The 16,531-nt window shown below is 63.4% G+C and carries 13 protein-coding genes, 1 tRNA gene and 2 rRNA genes (1 of these 16 only partly in view); 11 read left to right on the top strand and 5 right to left on the bottom strand.

Features of this window, described 5'->3' with window-relative positions; genetic code table 11:
* From ABCN56_RS10335 to ABCN56_RS10345, 3 genes are all read left to right on the top strand, one after another.
* Nucleotides 1–1,366: ribosomal RNA gene (locus ABCN56_RS10335) — 23S ribosomal RNA — on the top strand (it extends 1,471 nt beyond the left edge of the window).
* A gap of 76 nt (nucleotides 1,367–1,442) precedes the next feature.
* Nucleotides 1,443–1,557: ribosomal RNA gene (rrf, locus tag ABCN56_RS10340) — 5S ribosomal RNA — on the top strand.
* 48 nt (nucleotides 1,558–1,605) lie between these two features.
* Nucleotides 1,606–1,682 (top strand) — tRNA-Met (locus tag ABCN56_RS10345).
* A 589-nt stretch (nucleotides 1,683–2,271) separates the two neighbouring features.
* Here the strand turns inward: ABCN56_RS10345 and ABCN56_RS10355 are convergent.
* On the bottom strand, nucleotides 2,272–3,162 hold the full coding sequence (locus ABCN56_RS10355) for a LysR substrate-binding domain-containing protein (protein ID WP_343080719.1): 891 nt from the start codon (nucleotides 3,160–3,162) through the stop codon (nucleotides 2,272–2,274).
* A gap of 345 nt (nucleotides 3,163–3,507) precedes the next feature.
* Between ABCN56_RS10355 and ABCN56_RS10360 the strand changes: the two genes are divergently transcribed.
* Nucleotides 3,508–5,085 carry a trimethylamine methyltransferase family protein gene (locus tag ABCN56_RS10360; RefSeq protein WP_343080720.1) on the top strand — a complete coding sequence of 526 codons (1,578 nt, stop codon included), beginning with the start codon at nucleotides 3,508–3,510 and terminating at the stop codon, nucleotides 5,083–5,085.
* A gap of 210 nt (nucleotides 5,086–5,295) precedes the next feature.
* Here ABCN56_RS10360 and ABCN56_RS10365 read toward each other — a convergent pair whose 3' ends face one another.
* Nucleotides 5,296–6,951 carry a BCCT family transporter gene (locus ABCN56_RS10365; RefSeq protein WP_343080721.1) on the bottom strand — a complete coding sequence of 552 codons (1,656 nt, stop codon included), beginning with the start codon at nucleotides 6,949–6,951 and terminating at the stop codon, nucleotides 5,296–5,298.
* 32 nt (nucleotides 6,952–6,983) lie between these two features.
* Nucleotides 6,984–7,400, bottom strand: a complete 417-nt coding sequence (locus ABCN56_RS10370; RefSeq protein ID WP_343080722.1) for a universal stress protein — start codon at nucleotides 7,398–7,400, stop codon at nucleotides 6,984–6,986.
* 857 nt (nucleotides 7,401–8,257) lie between these two features.
* On the opposite strand from ABCN56_RS10370, the gene ABCN56_RS10375 reads away from it, so the two are divergent.
* From ABCN56_RS10375 to ABCN56_RS10395, 5 genes are all read left to right on the top strand, one after another.
* On the top strand, nucleotides 8,258–9,013 hold the full coding sequence (locus tag ABCN56_RS10375) for a polysaccharide deacetylase family protein (RefSeq protein WP_343080723.1): 756 nt from the start codon (nucleotides 8,258–8,260) through the stop codon (nucleotides 9,011–9,013).
* A gap of 213 nt (nucleotides 9,014–9,226) precedes the next feature.
* Entirely contained in the window at nucleotides 9,227–10,315 is a 1,089-nt protein-coding gene (locus ABCN56_RS10380; protein ID WP_343080724.1) for a GNAT family N-acetyltransferase, read from the top strand.
* Nucleotides 10,308–11,246 carry a proline dehydrogenase family protein gene (locus ABCN56_RS10385; RefSeq protein ID WP_343080725.1) on the top strand — a complete coding sequence of 313 codons (939 nt, stop codon included), beginning with the start codon at nucleotides 10,308–10,310 and terminating at the stop codon, nucleotides 11,244–11,246. Before ABCN56_RS10380 ends, ABCN56_RS10385 begins: the two co-directional genes overlap by 8 nt.
* 189 nt (nucleotides 11,247–11,435) lie before the next feature.
* Complete coding sequence (locus ABCN56_RS10390) at nucleotides 11,436–11,924, top strand: hypothetical protein (RefSeq protein ID WP_343080726.1); 489 nt, start codon at nucleotides 11,436–11,438, stop codon at nucleotides 11,922–11,924.
* A 208-nt stretch (nucleotides 11,925–12,132) separates the two neighbouring features.
* On the top strand, nucleotides 12,133–12,276 hold the full coding sequence (locus tag ABCN56_RS10395) for a hypothetical protein (RefSeq protein ID WP_343080727.1): 144 nt from the start codon (nucleotides 12,133–12,135) through the stop codon (nucleotides 12,274–12,276).
* Nucleotides 12,277–12,282: 6 nt separating this feature from the next.
* Here the strand turns inward: ABCN56_RS10395 and ABCN56_RS10400 are convergent, their stop codons facing one another.
* Nucleotides 12,283–13,293 carry a carbohydrate kinase family protein gene (locus tag ABCN56_RS10400; RefSeq protein ID WP_343080728.1) on the bottom strand — a complete coding sequence of 337 codons (1,011 nt, stop codon included), beginning with the start codon at nucleotides 13,291–13,293 and terminating at the stop codon, nucleotides 12,283–12,285.
* Nucleotides 13,294–13,313: 20 nt separating this feature from the next.
* Complete coding sequence (locus tag ABCN56_RS10405) at nucleotides 13,314–14,291, bottom strand: beta/alpha barrel domain-containing protein (protein ID WP_343080729.1); 978 nt, start codon at nucleotides 14,289–14,291, stop codon at nucleotides 13,314–13,316.
* A 200-nt stretch (nucleotides 14,292–14,491) separates the two neighbouring features.
* Here ABCN56_RS10405 and ABCN56_RS10410 point away from each other — a divergent pair, with 200 nt between their 5' ends.
* Both ABCN56_RS10410 and ABCN56_RS10415 read left to right on the top strand, forming a co-directional pair.
* On the top strand, nucleotides 14,492–15,535 hold the full coding sequence (locus ABCN56_RS10410) for an L-idonate 5-dehydrogenase (protein ID WP_343080730.1): 1,044 nt from the start codon (nucleotides 14,492–14,494) through the stop codon (nucleotides 15,533–15,535).
* Between the two features lie 437 nt (nucleotides 15,536–15,972).
* Nucleotides 15,973–16,479, top strand: coding sequence for a MarR family winged helix-turn-helix transcriptional regulator (locus tag ABCN56_RS10415; RefSeq protein ID WP_343080731.1), 507 nt, complete (start codon nucleotides 15,973–15,975; stop codon nucleotides 16,477–16,479).
* The last annotated feature ends 52 nt before the right edge of the window (nucleotides 16,480–16,531 follow it).

The following is a 16,531-nucleotide window of genomic DNA, read 5'->3' on the forward strand; positions in this document are numbered from 1 at the left end:
TAATATTCCTGGGCCAGGAGGATGTGACGGATCCCGAGTGTAGTTCAACCTTATCGGATTGGTTGGGCTGCTTAGGGGTTCCTGGAAATAGCCCTCCATGAGACCGTACCCGAAACCGACACAGGTGGACTGGTAGAGAATACCAAGGCGCTTGAGAGAACCACATCAAAGGAACTCGGCAAAATACCTCCGTAAGTTCGCGAGAAGGAGGCCCCGTTGGCAGGCAACTGTTGGCGGGGGGCACAAACCAGGGGGTGGCGACTGTTTACTAAAAACACAGGGCTGTGCGAAGCCGTAAGGCGACGTATACAGTCTGACGCCTGCCCGGTGCTGGAAGGTTAAAAGGAGGGGTGCAAGCTCCGAATTGAAGCCCCAGTAAACGGCGGCCGTAACTATAACGGTCCTAAGGTAGCGAAATTCCTTGTCGGGTAAGTTCCGACCTGCACGAATGGCGTAACGACTTCCCCGCTGTCTCTGATGTGGACTCAGCGAAATTGAACTGTGTGTCAAGATGCACACTACCCGCGGTTAGACGGAAAGACCCCATGCACCTTTACTCCAGCTTTGCACTGGCATCAGGAATGTGATGTGCAGGATAGGTGGTAGGCTTTGAAGCGGGGACGCCAGTCCTCGTGGAGCCTCCCTTGAGATACCACCCTTCGCATTCTTGATGTCTAACCGCGGCCCGTTATCCGGGTCCGGGACCCTGCATGGTGGGGAGTTTGACTGGGGCGGTCGCCTCCCAAAGTGTAACGGAGGCGCGCGATGGTTGGCTCAGAGCGGTCGGAAATCGCTCGTTGAGTGCAATGGCAGAAGCCAGCCTGACTGCGAGACTGACAAGTCGAGCAGAGTCGAAAGACGGCCATAGTGATCCGGTGGTTCCACGTGGGTGGGCCATCGCTCAACGGATAAAAGGTACGCTGGGGATAACAGGCTGATGATGCCCAAGAGTCCATATCGACGGCATCGTTTGGCACCTCGATGTCGGCTCATCTCATCCTGGGGCTGGAGCAGGTCCCAAGGGTATGGCTGTTCGCCATTTAAAGAGGTACGTGAGCTGGGTTTAGAACGTCGTGAGACAGTTCGGTCCCTATCTGCCGTGGGTGTAGGAGACTTGCGAAGAGTTGCCCCTAGTACGAGAGGACCGGGGTGAACGCTCCACTGGTGGACCAGTTGTCGTGCCAACGGCAGTGCTGGGTAGCTATGAGCGGACAGGATAACCGCTGAAGGCATCTAAGCGGGAAGCCCCCTTCAAAACCAGGTCTCCCTTGAGGGCCGTGGAAGACCACCACGTCGATAGGCCGGAGATGTAAGCGCAGCAATGCGTTCAGTTGACCGGTACTAATTGCCCGATAGGCTTGATTTGATCCAGTAGAAGCCAGGCATGCGCCTGCGAACTTCTGCAAAGTCACTTGGACACCTGATTTGTGTTTCTTTCTCGGTTTGGTGGTCATAGCGCGAGCAAAACACCCGATCCCATCCCGAACTCGGCCGTTAAGTGCCGCCGCGCCGATGGTACTGCGTCTCAAGACGTGGGAGAGTAGGTCACCGCCAAACCTAGAAAGAAACACAAACCGTATCTCTCGCACGATGAAATCACCCTGACGCGGGGTGGAGCAGCCCGGTAGCTCGTCAGGCTCATAACCTGAAGGTCGTAGGTTCAAATCCTACCCCCGCAACCAAAATCCTGAAATAATGTCAGATGCTTAACCTCGCTCGCCGCGAGGCTTTTTGCGTTCCGACTACAGGCGGCTTTGTTGTGCAAATACCGTGATGGATTCACGCTGCGCATCCAAGCTGTTGCTCGCGCCTGTCACGCGGCCGTCGCCGCGCGTGATGCCGCTGCTGTGATCCCGCCCCGCCGGAACAGCGAGCCCAGGAAAGAATGTTCGGCCGGTGCCCGCGTCGGAGGCGAAACACACTGCGCCAGTCGCGTCTCGGCCGCGCGATCTGGTGACGCAAAGGCGGCCATCTCTGGTGCAACCGGGTGGAGGCCAGGATCCAGTGTTCAAGCTCCTCGGCAAAAGGGTCATGTCACAGGACCTCGATCGACAGGTTGCCGAGGTTCAGATCCGCGCCGCAATCCTGAACCGCTGCACCTCTCTCGGCACAGCGTTCACGCAGCGCGCTGAACGACTCCATCAAGAGAAAGCGGAACGCTGACCCAAAGAGGATTTGCGCAGCAAAGCCCCAAGTGTGTCCTGGGCTCGACGTGGGCCGAGACACTCTTCGTGAAACGGTGTGGGTGCAAGCACTTGAATGGCCCCCGGATCATTCTTCCCTCGCTTCCCGCAACAGCCAATCGGTAAACACGATCGCGTTCGACGACGCATGCGGGTGCACCTTGATGTAGAAATCGAGAGGCGAGACGATGCAGTCGGGGATCAGCCTGACCAGTTTCCCCGACGCCACCAGCGGACCGGTCAGGCCGTCCCATCCCAGGACGGCGCCGATATCGTCCTGAGCGGCCTGCAGGGCGATGACGTAGTTGTTGACCCGAAAGCCCTTGCGGAGCGGCCCATCGTATCCGAGCGCCCGGCACCAGTCGCGCCACTCGGTCCAGCCGGCCTCGCCGGCCTCCAGATGGATCAGCGGAAGGCTGGCAAAATCCGAGATCACTGAAACCGGGTGCTCCTGACGGAAGCGCGGACTGCCGAGTGCCATGATCCGGTCGCGGAACAGCACGCGGCAATCGCCCGTGGCCTTCGCGATGTCGCCGTAGTGGATGCTGAGATCGCAATACGCCGTGTGCACGTCGACGTCGCTGACATTCTGGGTGACCGAGATGTGGCTGAAGGATTTCCAGAACCGCGCGAGTTTTGGCGCCAGCCACAGCGAGCTGACTGCCGTCGAAGTGTGGATGGTCACATCCGCCTTGGTGGACCGGGACCGCAGTTGGGCGATGGCGTCGGAGATCTCTTCGAGCCCGCGCTGCATCGCGACGAGGAGGTAGGCCCCGGTCTCGGTCAGCTCCACGCCTCTGTGATGACGGCGGAACAAGGTCTGCTGCAACTCGGCTTCGAGCGCCTTCACCTGATGGCTTATCGCCGCGGGCGTGACGTTGAGTTCCTGCGCCGCACTCTTGAAGCTGACAAGACGTGCAGCCGCCTCGAAGGCGATAAGCGCGCTCATCGGGGGCAGGTCATACGGTCGTCTTGGCATATGCCTGCTCCTCCCTGCCGCCTTGTCCCGGCGAACCGCTCTGCAGAATCTCGACGGGTATGCATTAGTTCAACTAATTCAGGGCGAGTATTATTGCAATTGTCAGCTCGGACCGAAGCACCCCATTACATCAACAGAATTCACCAAGGGCCCGATGCAATGGCGCGTCCGAATCTCGTTCAGCCTGACGACAGGCTTCGCGTGGAGCAGCGGCGCTTCTCCGGGATCGCCGTTGCCGAGGCCGCTGGGTTGCCGGGGGCGCCCCCGCATACGGAAAAAGAACGTGCATGAGACCTTGGCGCTGCCAGGCACGGGTGCGCGGTCATTCTCTCGAAAGGATACGGAATGCTGGATCAGGAAGTGACCACTGGAGTTCGTGAACGCCGGTCGCGGCGCAGCTCGGGCAAGTCGGGGCGCACCGGAGAGGCCGGCGAGAACCTCCATCTCCGCGTGCCCTACATCACCCGCAAGGTTCCGACCTACGACCTTCTCGACGAAGAGAGCCTCATCCGGATCGAGGCCGGCGCGGACCGAATCCTCGCCGAGATCGGTATCGAGTTCCGCGAGGACCCGGACACCGTGGAACTCTTCCGCAAGGCCGGGGGCGAGGTCACAAACATCGAAAAAGATGTCTGGAACATCAGATTCGAACCGGGGATGATCCGGGAAATCCTGAAGACCGCGCCTGCGAGCTTCACCCAGCACGCCCGCAACCGCGCCAACAATGTCGAGATCGGCGGCAAGGCGATGGTCTTCGCGCCCTCCTACGGCTCGCCCTTCGTGATGGATCTCGACAAGGGCCGCCGTTACGGCACGATCGAGGACTTCCAGAACCTGGTGAAGCTGGCGCAATCCTCGCCCTGGCTGCACCATTCCGGCGGCACGATCTGCGAGCCCACGGACGTTCCGGTCAACAAGCGGCATCTGGACATGGTCTATGCCCATATCCGCTATTCGGACCGGGCCTTCCTGGGTTCGATCACCGCGCCCGAGCGCGCCGAGGACTCGATCGAGATGTGCCGGATCCTGTTCGGCGCGGAGTTCGTCGACCAGAACTGCGTGATCATGGGTAACTTCAACACGACCTCGCCCCTCGTCCTCGACGGGGCCACGACCAAGGGCATCACCGCCTATGCGCGTGCCGGCCAGGGGTCGATCCACCTGCCTTTCCTCCTCGGCGGCGCGGTTTCGCCGCTGACGGTGGCCGGAAGCGTCGCGCAATGCCTGGCCGAGTCCATGGTCTCCTGTGCGATCACCCAGCTCGTCCGTCCTGGCGCGCCCGCCATCCTCGCCGGGTTCCTGAGTTCTATGTCGCTGCGTTCGGGATCGCCGACCTTCGGCACGCCCGAACCGGCGCTGGGCTCGCTTGTTATGGGGCAGCTTGCCCGTCGTCTGAACATGCCCCTGCGCTGCGCCGGGAACTTCTCGACCTCGAAGCGTCCAGACGGGCAGGCGATGCAGCAGAGCATGATGTCGATGATGTCGGCCATCCAGGGCGGCGCGAACTACATCCTGCACTCGGCTGGCTTCCTCGACGGGCTGCTCAGCATGTCCTACGAGAAATTCGTCATGGACACCGACATGTGCGGCGCGCTGCATGCCTATCTCAACGGCGTCGAAGTGACCGAGGACACGCTCGGCATCGACGCGCTGGCGGAACAGGGACCGGGCAAACACCTGTTCTCCACCGCACATACGCTCCGCCACTACGAAACCGCGTATTGGGACAGCGCCCTGAACGACGACTCGCCTTATGAAACCTGGTCCGAACAGGGCGAGGCGGACTCCGCGACCCGGGCAAACAAGCGCTGGAAAGACATCTTGGCCAAATACGAGCCGCCGCACCTCGACGCGGACAAGGACGAGGCGCTCAAGGACTTCATCGCCCGCAAGAAGGCCTCGATGGCCGACTTGTGGTACTGAGGAAGAAACACCTCGGATGACGACTGGCCCGCTGCGGCAACCATGTCTGCAAGCGGGCCAATCCTGGCGCGTCAGCCTGAGTGGACCAGGCCACCGGGGCCGACGCGTGGACCGGTCGGCGTCGCATCGCCGAATTCCGAGGGCAAGGCCAGGCTGAGCGCATGCTCACGGCCCCCGCCCTTGTCGGGGCGGGGGGGCGCAGGTGCCAAACTAGGACAGCTTCGCCTCGGCGCTGAGGCCCCGGCCTATGGCAACGCACATCAGAAGAAGCACCACGGTGAACGGCAGACCCGTCGAGATGACCATCGACTGAAGCGACTGCAGGCCGCCGGCGCTCAACAGAAGAACGATGGCGACGGCACCTTCGAAGATGCACCAGAACGCCCGCTGGGGCACCGGCGCATCGATCTTGCCACCGGCGGTGATCGTGTCGATCACGAGCGAACCGGAGTCCGACGAGGTCACGAAGAAGACGATGACAAGGACGATGCCGACGAGCGACGTGATGCCGGCCAATGGCAGAACGTCCAGCATCTTGAAGAGCTTGAGCTCAAGCGCTGCGTCCTGTGCAACCGTGTAGCCTTCGGTGACGACCTGATGCAGGGCCGTGCCGCCGAAGACGGACATCCACAACACGCAGACCAGCGACGGTATGAGAAGAACGCAGACCACGAATTCGCGGACGGTGCGGCCACGGCTGACCCGTGCGATGAACATGCCGACAAACGGTGACCAGCTGATCCACCATGCCCAGTAGAATGACGTCCAGCCTTGGCTGAAGTTCACGTCCTCGCGGCCAAACGGGTTCGACAGTGCCGGCAGGTACTGGAAATACGAGCCGAGCGAGCTTGCGAAAAGCTTCAGGAGATAGACGGTCGGACCCGCGATCAGGACGAAGATCAGCAGCAGGAATGCCAGCGCCATGTTGATTTCCGAGAGCACCTTGACCCCGCCATCGAGGCCCCGCAGGACCGAGACGAGCGCGATGGCGGTGATCCCCGAAATCAGCAGCACTTCGGTCATCGGTCCGACCGGGATGCCGAACAGCTCGTTCAGGCCCGCGTTCGCCTGTGTCGCGCCGAAGCCCAACGATGTTGCCAGGCCGAAGAGCGTGGCGAATACCGCGAGGGTGTCGATGATGTGGCCGACCCAGCCCCAGACGGCATCGCCGAAAATCGGGTAGAAGGCGGAGCGGATCGTGAGCGGAAGTCCCTTGTTATAGGTGAAAAGCGCCAGCGCCAGCGCGACGATCGCGTAGATCGCCCAGGGATGCAGTCCCCAGTGGAAGATGGTTGCCGCCATCCCGAGCCTGACGGCACCGGCTTCGTCACCGGCGGCCGCACCAAGGGGCGCCCAGTCGATGCGCGCACCGCCGTCGGCCGCTACGCCGCCAATGGAGGACGAGAAGTGGCTCATTGGCTCGGCGACGCCATAGAACATCAGCCCGATGCCCATGCCTGCGGCAAAAAGCATGGCGAACCAACCGGTATAGCTGTAGTCCGGCACGGCTTCCGTGCCGCCCAGCCGGACTTTGCCCCAGGGCGTGACGATGAGGACGAGGCAGAAAAGAACGAAGATGTTGGCTGCTCCGAGGAAGAACCAGTCGAAGCCCTTGGTGACGGCTCTGAACAGCCAGCTGAAGGCGGCGTCCGCCTGCTCGGGCAACGCCAGGGCATAGAACACGAAGGCTACGATCGAGAGGCCTGAAACGAGGAAGACGGGGTTGTGAATGTCGAACCCCAATGGGCCAAGGCTTCCCTCGACATTGTCTTGTCCGATCTCGTAGTCGGTTTCGATGAGATCGACGGCACCTTCCGGACTCGGGATCCCTTCAGGTGTAGCCGTGTCGCCTGATTGATCGGCCATTTGATCCCCTTTCAATTCAATTTGTCTGAAGTTCAGTCGCGCACCAGCATGACGGACGCGTTGCTGTGGGCGGCGATGTGCGCACCGTGGCCGGACCAGACGTAGTCCGCCACGTTCGGCACGTGCGAGGCCATCACGACGAGGTCCGCGCCCAGTTCATCGATCGCTTCCTCGAGTTCGCGATCCATCTGAATGGTTGGATCGTGGCTGACGATGGTGTGCGTCGATGCGGTGGACTGCGACGATTTGGCTTGCTCGGCCGCGAAGGCCTGCAGTTTCCGCATGAATTCCTCGGGAGTGCGTGAGACCGCGCTTGGTGTCGACGTCGTCACGCCGACGTAACAAAGCTCGGCTTCATACTTCTGCGCCAGATCACGCGCCAGACGAAGCGCCTTTTCGAGTTTGCTCACGTGGGCAAGGTCCACGGGCACAACTATTCTCTTGAACATTGTCCCTCCTGTGTCGGGCGGACACCTTTCAGCGATTCCGCCTGTTTCCGGGTGCGCAGTCATCGGGCCGAACGAGAGCCCCAAGCCGACCGGCTTCCAGACGAGGCGCAAGCATGTGCCACGCTCTCGACCGACTGAAGTGTCGCATGTCGCGCCACTCAGCGCAAATTTGCGCGTTTCGGGCAATCGGTCAGGCGGTCGAGACATGTTCAGCGCGACGCGTCGAGCCAGCGGCAACAGGTCTCCTCGCTCTGCCAAGCTTCCCGAAGCGCATCGGCGCCCGCCATTCCTTGGGGCAAGAGAACCTGAGTTCGCCGCAACCTTGTGACGAGTTCCCTATGGTTGGCGCCGGATCGCGGCCATTTTTCCACGGTGTCCCGAGGAAGACGGCTGGTTGGGACCCTGTCAGGACTGCCGCGCCTGACGGGGAATGTAAGTGCCGGTTGCCAACGCGCTCCACGAGCCGGCCAGTTGCCCCAAACACCCCAACGCAGGCGCTCTGGCCATCGGGCCTGACGCTGGCCCATCCCGGGCAATTACGTGACGACGGGCATATTGCGCTGTGCTAGCGTGTGGAAAGCACTGGAGCCCCAGCAAAAGGATCCGCCCGCATGCGATTTTCTGCGCCCAATCCGGCCACTCTCCCAACGTTGTTCACAGAGCAACGTGGCGCAGGCTCGATACCGGAGAATCCCTGGGTGCTCATGCGGCAGGCAGAGGCTTTGCATTCCGCGCGATCTGGCGGGGCCGGGTGTGCCAAGGGTGAGGTGCCGGCAGCGCGCACCCGGCTGCAGGGCGCCGTGATTGCAGCGCCCCGGCGGCATGTGGTCATAACCGGTCGGTCGACGAGCTGAGTCATGTTCTCGCGAATTTCCACCAGCCTCACCCACCGGGCAGCCCGCGCGTTTGGCGGAAAATACCGCACCCTCGGATTCCGGCGCCCGGTCGTCAGCATATCGTTTGACGATTTCCCCGTGTCGGCATGGGAAGTGGGCGGGCGAATCCTCAGGCAACACGGGGTGCGCGGAAGCTACTATGTTGCGGGCAACCTGTGCGGGACCGAGTTTGACGGAAACGCGATCGTCGAAGCGTCCCGTCTGACAGAGGTTGCGGCGGCCGGGCACGAGATCGGCTGTCACACGTTCAACCATCGGCGCTTGCGCTGCCTGCCGGCTCCGGACATCGTTGCCGAATTCGATGCGAACCTGGCCTTTCTGAAATCGGTTCTTCCGAAGGAAGAAGTCACGACCTTTGCCTATCCCTATGGCGATGTTTCCGTCGCTGCCAAGCGGACGGCGGCCAGCCGATTTGCCGCCTGCCGCGGGGTGTTCGAAGGGGTCAACGTCGGAAAGGTCGATGTCGGTCTCTTGTCCTGCGTGTGCCTGGAGCCCCATGTGCTTAGCCAGCGAAGCGTCGCGGAGTGGATCCAGGACGCCGTGCGGCTCAATGGGTGGGTGATCTTCCTGACCCACGATGTGTCCGAAACCCACGGTCCATACGGCACGACGCCACGGCTTTTGGAGGAGGTTGTCACGACGGCGATCGCCTCGGGGTGCGATGTCCTGCCCGTTCGCGAGGCGCTGGACCTCGCCTCGTCCCCGGCGACGGCGTAGGGGCGGCGTGCTGCGTCCCGCCAATCCCGAAAGGGCCACTATCATTGATCATGGGCCGATCATGCACTAACAATCTAGGTGGACCACTCGTGTGGCGCAGTCCGCTCAGAGACCATGCGCCAACGTATCTCGGCCTGATCGTCGTCTTCGGTGACATCAGCCAATCGGAGGGAAGACAAGTCAGAATTTCCGAGTCAATGTAAGGGTAACGTTATGCAATTTTATGCATCCACCGGGTATCTAAATGTCGCGGCGCAAGCCTATTTCCCCGATCGAGAGACAGATATCGAGCTGGTCAAGATAGAAGACCACGTTTTTCGCCTGCTGGTCGTCGATGGCAAGACAGCCATGCCCGACCTTCATTTCATGGATTACCTTGAGCCGCTCGAGGATGTGGATCCATCCGCTCCGGTGCGCAAGGGTCGTTACGCCCGATCGGTTGTGCGGGAAGTCATAGACGCCTCGCAGTGGGACCGGGAAAAATACCAGGACCTGGATCCGGCTCCGTTCATCGATTGGACGCGTTTCGACTCCTTTTCCGAGTACGAGGAATTCCTCCAGACGCGCAGCAAGCGTCTCTACAAGGACCAGCAGAGACGCGGAAGGCGATTGGCCGAGCAGTTCGACGAGCTCGTATTCGAGATGAACGATACGGGCGACGACGTTCTTGAACTGGCATTCGAATGGAAGACCCAGCAGTTCCACGACACGGGCGTTCCCAACTATCTGGCCGATTCACGCAATCGAAAATACTTCGAGCTGTTGAGGGAGAGTGGCCTGTTGACCGCCTCGACCTTGCGTGGAGACGGCCGGCTCCTGTCGGTGTGGCTGGGCTTCGTCCACGATGGGGTGTGGTCCGGATGGATATTTTCCTATGACAAGGATCCCGCGTTCCAGAAATACTCGCTCGGTCACCAACTGCTGCACGCCATGTTGAAGGAGAGCAAGGAACGCGGGCACCGCGAGTTCGATTTCTCGATCGGCGATGAAGACTACAAGTGGTTCTATTGCACGAATGTGCGCGTGCTCGGGCCGATCGGCACGCCTCCGATTTCGATCCGGATAGGATCCGGCATCCGTCAGGTGAAGCGTCATGCGAAGGCCGCACTCGAAAGATATCCTACGCTGCTCCGGGGGGCGACTTCCCTTGCGGAAACGGTGAGACGGAAGAAGAACCTGATCGCCGAACGGCTGCAGAAGTTCAGGGAGGGCGGTGGCGTCCAGAAGCGGCTGAATAGCGCGCCGGGTCACGGCCGGCCGCAGCATTCCACGGGTCTTGCGGGGGGCGACCGCGATGAATAGGGGGGACGGATCCTACAGCACCTCGGCGCCGCCGGATGCAGCCGAAACTGGCATGCGGCGCCTGAAATCGGGGATGGTCAAACGGGCGTCGGCCCTTCTGACGCCAATTGCGCAACGGGTTGCGCGCGATCACATCGGCGGCGATACGGTGGACGATGCGATCTGCGTGGCGCGGCGACTGGCGGCGGACGACCTTCCCAACACCCTCGGTTTCTGGCCCCTCGGGGACGAGTCGGCGCGGGAGATGGCCGATCAGTACCTCGCCTCGATCGAGGCGCTCGCGGCCAGCGGTCTGGACGGGTATCTCTCGATCAAGCCGCCCGCGGTCCTTTTCGACGACGGGCTGGCGACAGAGATGGCCACCTGCGCGAAGGCGCGGAATGTCCGGCTCCATTGCGATTCCCACGGCATCGAGTCGGTCGAGCTTTCGCATCGGATGATCGACACCATGCTCGTCCATCTCCCTCCGGCCAACCTCGGCACGACGTTGCCGGGCCGTTGGCGCCGGAGCCTCGAGGACGCCGACTGGGCGATCGAGCGCGGGTTGAGTGTCCGCGTGGTCAAGGGCCAGTGGCCCGATCCCGAAGATCCCGACCGGGACATGCGCGCGGGCTACCTGGAGGTGATCGATCGACTGGCCGGGCGCGCACGCCACGTCGCGGTGGCCACCCATGACCTGTCGCTTCTCGCGGAGGCGACATCGCGGCTGCGCGCTGCCGGCGCCTCTTTCGAGGTCGAGGCGATCTATGGCGTGCCGATGGCGCCGGTCCTCGTCTGGGCGCGGGAGAATGGCGTGGCGCTGCGGTCCTACGTTCCCTACGGAAGGGGCTTCATTCCGAACGCGATCGGCCAGTTGCGGCGCAATCCACGGCTGGCTTGGCGCGTGCTGAAGGGGATGGCGACCCGCAGCACCGGACCTGGCTCGAGGTAGAATGGGGGGCGATCCGTAGCCTCCGCTTGTCAACACGCTGACCGGGCTGCCGCGGCTTCGTGCCCATGCGGCTTCGAGCGGCACGTGGCGACGATGCGCGGCGGCAGGTCCACGGGATCGATGAAACCCCGGGGAAACCGTGGACTCTGGCGCTGGCCCACGGATAGGGAAGGCTGAAGGGGGGCGGCCATGACGCCCAGGGCGGAGAAGGGCGGTGCAGGCTTCGAGGGCTTGAAGCTCCTTCTCTGCGAGAATCCGCTCCCGCCAATCGACGAGGCGATCGAGGCTGCGCGGGCCGAGTTGCCGCACAGCAACTTGTATACCGAACCCTATTCGGCCCCGCTGCGCGAGCTTCTCGCCCGGCAACTCGACGTTCCCGAGGCGCTGATCCACGTCAACGCAGGCTCCGAACTGATCCTCCGGCAGATCTTCGACAGGCTCGGCCAGCAGGTCCGTCTGCTCACTCCCAACCATGCGTTATTCCCCGAGATCGCGCAGAGCCATACCGAGACGCCCCTCTTGCCCGAGCATGGCTTCCGCTTCGGCATGGGCCAACTGGCGGTGTCCGATGGTACGACGCTCGTGGTGATCTTGAACCCCAACAATCCCAATGGCGGCACCTTCGACATGAGCCCGTTGCCGGCGCTCCTTGCCCGGCATCCCGGGACGACGACCTGAACGCAGGCAACGACGCCTACCCCCTGGCGCGGCCGAGCCAGGCCGCCGCGCTCGCCAAACTTCGGCACGACGGAAGATCGCAGAGCATTCCGCGCTGCTGAGGGAATGGGCGGCAGGGCTGGCATGAGATCTCAAGGCGCTGGGCATCCGCACCTTTCCGACCGAAACTTCTTTCTTCCTTGCCGACTTCGCGCCGCATGACGCGGGGATGATCGCCGCAAGGCTGCGCGAACGGGGCATCCTTCTACGCCCCCTCGGCGATGCCCGGCTCGGACCGGGCTTCATGCGGGTGACGACCTCGCGTCCGGGAGGCAACGCGCGGCTCATCGCGGCGCTGAAGGATATCCTCTGAGCGGACCTATGCTCTCCACCCCCAGCGATCCGCCAGTTCGAGGCATGCCTTGGCGCTTTCGACGGCGGCGTATGTTTCGGCAGACCGCAAGCTGGCCGCCGCCGTGGCGTGGCCCATGCGGAGGCACTCGGCTCGGTTCCATCCTTTGTGTCGCCCGTAGAAGAAGCCCGCCGCGAACGCGTCGCCCGCGCCGTTGGCCCCCTTCCGCTCGCCGTCGGGAACCGCCACCGAGGGCTGATGGATCACCTCGCCATCTCGCGCCACGAGAACGGCGCCGCGCGTGAAGTGAACGACGACCACGTCCATCGCGCCCTCGCCGATCACCTTCCGCGCTGCGGCCAGGCAGACCGCAGGGTCCGTCAGGTCGTCGCTGACCGTCTCCATGCGGGCCATGGCGCCGATCTCCTGGTCGTTCACCACGAGCGTGGTCAGATGGGGAAGACAGGGCAGAGCGAGCCGTCTGATCGCTTCCTCCTCGTTCGCGACGAACTCCATGTTCGTTTCCAGCCCCGCGGCCCGGGCCTTCCTGAGGACCGTCACCCAGCCATTTGCATCCTCGCCCCAAGGACCGTCCATCTGCTCGTGCACGCCCGGCAGGCCGAGATGGAGGTAGCGCGCCCGGGTCCGTGAAAAGTCGAAATGGTCGGGCGTCATCTGCCCCGCCACCCCGTAGAAGAGGATATGCGTCCGCCGGCCCGTCGCTGCCGAGACGTAAGCGTCCGTGACCTCCGTCCGGCCGGCCTCCGATCGGTGCAGCCCTGAGATGTCGATCCGGTGTTCCTTCGCCACGCCCAGAAGGAAATCGCCCTCGGCGTCGGCTCCGATCAGCCCCTGGGTCTCGACCGGGACGGACGGATCGAGCCGCCGCATGTCCACGCCGAAGTTGCATGCCGATCCGCCGCCGGCGAGCCGGACGTCGCGCACCGTGGCGGCCATGTCCTCGCGCGGCCATTGGTCGACGATGATGTTCCGGTCGACACACCATGTTCCGGCCGTGACGAACCCGTGTCTCTCCATCGCTTCCTCCCCGCCGATGGTCAGCCCACGTTGGCCTTGAGCACCTGTTCGGTCAATTCGAGGTCCTCTTCCAGGGGGCGAAGTGGCTTGATCCCCGCCTGCGCCAGATCGGCGTGGTAGGCCTTCACGCCCTCCATCGAGGTGATCCGTTCCTCGATCACACGGCGCATGGCGCGGACCATCAGGACGGAGTCCTCGGAGTAATAGATCTTGCGCCCGAAGAGCGCGACGCGGGCGCCATGCTTTTCCGCCTGCCGGATCAGTTCCAGGCAGTCGCGCGTTGTGCCGGCCCCGCCCCCAAGGATGCCGAAGACGATATTCTCGGGGTCATAGCCGGCGATTTCCTCGGTCGCGGCCGGGCCGTTGTAGGCGGCCTTGAGGAATACGGGCCGGTCGTGCCGCGACACCCCGGCAAGGCAACGCACGATCATGTCGTTGTTGTAGAATGCGAAATCACCGTTGGTCTCGACCGGGACCCGTGGATTGAAGACCTCGAGGAAGTGGCGGATGCCCGCGGCAGAGGATTCGTCGCGGAACCTGCAATAGGCTTCCAGGGTGGCGTGGTCGCGGTCGAGGTCGTTGTAGAACGTCACCGAATAGAGACCGAGGTCGGCGACCGGCTTCACCCGGTCGAGGCGCGCCGAGCGGAACGGCAGCATCATCGACTTGGGGTAGGACCCGCCCCGCGCGTGCCAGATGTCCGTGGTGTCGTTCACCCGAACCGCCGGCGTCACCTGCGAGCCGTCGAAAATCCCTTCACCGCTCAGCACCTCGGCCGAGGACAGCGACATCAGCATGATATCGACGAGGTCGGACTCCGTCACCTTCACCATGTCGTCGCGGTATGCGCGCAGCGGCTTCATTCGGCCATCAGGCCCCTTTCCGGGGGTCGCGCAGCCAAAGGCCATGTCGCCATCCTTGGCGTCCGCGATGATGAAATCCGCCGGTCTGTAATTCCCGCGGCGAATGCGGTCCAGCTTGTAATCAAGACGTTTCACGGTCGGTGCCTCTTGCTTACGATGTCCCAGGTCCACGCTAATCGCTCAACGCTCTCATAGAAACAGCGAAGACTCGATCGGTCTGCGCCGTTGTCCTGCAGGCTTAGCCTGCCGCCGCCACGCGGTCTGAGGCCGCGGCCCCATGCCAATGCGGGACTGGATCATCATCCCCAATGGTGTCATGGTTTCGGTGAAGAACCATGAAAGCGGTAGTCATCCACGCGGCCCACGATCTGCGGATCGACGACATCCCGGAAGCGGCGCAACCGGGACGGGGAGACGTGCGTGTCGCGATTTCGCACGGCGGCATCTGTGGTTCGGACCTCCACTATTTCCACCACGGCGGGTTCGGAGCGGTGCGCCTCAGGGAGCCGATGACGCTCGGGCACGAGGTCTCCGGCATCGTTGCCGAGCTTGGAGAGGGCGTCACCGGGCTTTCCGTCGGCGACAAGGTCGCGGTCAACCCGTCCCGGCCTTGCGGCGAGTGCGAATACTGTCGCCGTGACATGCGCAATCAGTGCCTCGACATGCGCTTCGCCGGTTCGGCGATGCGGTTCCCCCACGTGCAGGGGTTGTTCCGCGCCGAAGTTACCGTCCCCGAAACTCAGGCGGTTCGGCTGAGCCCAGGCGCCGACCTCGCCATGGCCGCCATGTCAGAGCCCCTCGCCGTCTGCCTGAATGCCGTCGGCAAGGCAGGTTCGCTCATTGGCAAGCGGGTCCTGGTGTTGGGCTGCGGGCCCATCGGCTGTCTCACGGTCCTTTCGGCCGCCCACGCCGGCGCGTCGGAGATCATTGCGACCGACATTTCCGAAAAGCCCCTGCGGATCGCCCATGCCGTGGGCGCGACGGAGACCATCGACCTGTCGGCGGAGGCCGGCAAGCTCGACCGATACCGCGCGGGTAAGGGCCGCATTGACGTTGTCTTCGAATGCTCGGGCGCGGCCCCGGCGCTTCAGGCCGCCTGCGAGCTGGTTCGGCCGCGAGGGCAACTGGTGACGGTGGGTCTCGGCGCCGACATCCCGCTGCCCTTGAGCCTCGTCGTGACCAAGGAAATCCGAGTGACCGGCACCTTCCGTTTCGATCGTGAATTCGCCATCGCGGCTGACCTGATCGACCGGGGGCTGGTCGACGTCAGCCCGCTTCTGACCGGCGTCGTCCCGGTGGAAGACGCAAGGGCCGCGTTCGACACCGCCTCCGACAAGGGCAGGGCGATGAAGGTGCAGCTTCTTTTCCGGCAGGCGTGAGCGGCAATTCCGGCGCGCCCTCGGCATAGGCGGGACCACCCGCCCCGGCCGGAACGCATCCACCATGGGGCGGCGGGGATTGACGTCCTCGCGAAGGAGCCGATGCCGATGGACGCCACCCTGCGTTTCGCCCCGAACAGGGTATTCTCCGCCCATACCGAAGGCGGCACGCGGGATGATCCTGCGCGGATACTCCGGCGCTCGTCAGGCGACATCGGGACGCATCCATGCGCTGGGCGTCTGTACCCTCGGGGCTGCGCGACGGGCAGGCCCTGATCGGTCGACCGGGAAGCCATTGTCAGCCCCTCCGAAGCAGCTGGCCCGATGGGGGTGGGTTGCGCTTGCGCGCTTTCACTATGTTACATAACAATTTCCCGTGGGGCCGCTCATGGCCCCATTGGAAAAGCACGCGGGGTGGCCGAAAGGCTTCTAGCACCATGGCGAGCAGCAAAGAGAGCCGCAAACGGGGAATGCCGGACGCCGTGACCGACACGGCGCTGCGCGGGTTCCTGGGCTATCATCTCCGCCTCGCTTCCCGCGCGGTGCTGGGGGACCTGGCGCGGGCGCTGCAGCCGTTCGGGCTCAGGATGGTGACATTCACCGCGCTGAGGCTGATCGCGGGGAACCCCGGGATGCGGCAATCGCAACTCGCGCGGGCCCTGTCGGTGGAACGGTCGAACCTCGTCCAGATCGTTGACGAACTGGAACGCCAGGGATTGATCCGGCGGGAGCAGATGCCGTCCGACCGGCGGTCCTATTCGCTCCGCGCGACGCCGGAGGGGGAGAGGCTCAACGGGGCCGCGCTCCGGGCGGTCGAGGCGCACGAGGCTCGGATATTCGGCGCCGTGCCCGATGAGGATCGAAAGCGCTTTGCCGAGATACTTGCGCTTGTCCGCCGGCGGGCCGACGAGGGGAAGGACGCCGACGGCGGTTCTTCCGGTTAGAGAACTTCCGCTGGCCATTCCGATACAGCGACAACAACCATCCGAGGGTGAG

The sequence above is a fragment of the Ostreiculturibacter nitratireducens genome (genome assembly GCF_032670585.1).
In the GTDB taxonomy this organism is placed as follows: Bacteria; Pseudomonadota; Alphaproteobacteria; order Rhodobacterales; family Rhodobacteraceae; genus Ostreiculturibacter; species Ostreiculturibacter nitratireducens.

What these genes read in the sequence shown, in the direction of transcription:
- ABCN56_RS10355 (WP_343080719.1), bottom strand. Translation starts at nt 3,162, where the DNA reads ATGCCAAGACGACCGTATGACCTGCCCCCGATGAGCGCGCTTATCGCC.
- ABCN56_RS10360 (WP_343080720.1), top strand. Translation starts at nt 3,508, where the DNA reads ATGCTGGATCAGGAAGTGACCACTGGAGTTCGTGAACGCCGGTCGCGG.
- ABCN56_RS10365 (WP_343080721.1), bottom strand. Translation starts at nt 6,951, where the DNA reads ATGGCCGATCAATCAGGCGACACGGCTACACCTGAAGGGATCCCGAGT.
- ABCN56_RS10370 (WP_343080722.1), bottom strand. Translation starts at nt 7,400, where the DNA reads ATGTTCAAGAGAATAGTTGTGCCCGTGGACCTTGCCCACGTGAGCAAA.
- ABCN56_RS10375 (WP_343080723.1), top strand. Translation starts at nt 8,258, where the DNA reads ATGTTCTCGCGAATTTCCACCAGCCTCACCCACCGGGCAGCCCGCGCG.
- ABCN56_RS10380 (WP_343080724.1), top strand. Translation starts at nt 9,227, where the DNA reads ATGCAATTTTATGCATCCACCGGGTATCTAAATGTCGCGGCGCAAGCC.
- ABCN56_RS10385 (WP_343080725.1), top strand. Translation starts at nt 10,308, where the DNA reads ATGAATAGGGGGGACGGATCCTACAGCACCTCGGCGCCGCCGGATGCA.
- ABCN56_RS10390 (WP_343080726.1), top strand. Translation starts at nt 11,436, where the DNA reads ATGACGCCCAGGGCGGAGAAGGGCGGTGCAGGCTTCGAGGGCTTGAAG.
- ABCN56_RS10395 (WP_343080727.1), top strand. Translation starts at nt 12,133, where the DNA reads ATGATCGCCGCAAGGCTGCGCGAACGGGGCATCCTTCTACGCCCCCTC.
- ABCN56_RS10400 (WP_343080728.1), bottom strand. Translation starts at nt 13,293, where the DNA reads ATGGAGAGACACGGGTTCGTCACGGCCGGAACATGGTGTGTCGACCGG.
- ABCN56_RS10410 (WP_343080730.1), top strand. Translation starts at nt 14,492, where the DNA reads ATGAAAGCGGTAGTCATCCACGCGGCCCACGATCTGCGGATCGACGAC.
- ABCN56_RS10415 (WP_343080731.1), top strand. Translation starts at nt 15,973, where the DNA reads ATGGCGAGCAGCAAAGAGAGCCGCAAACGGGGAATGCCGGACGCCGTG.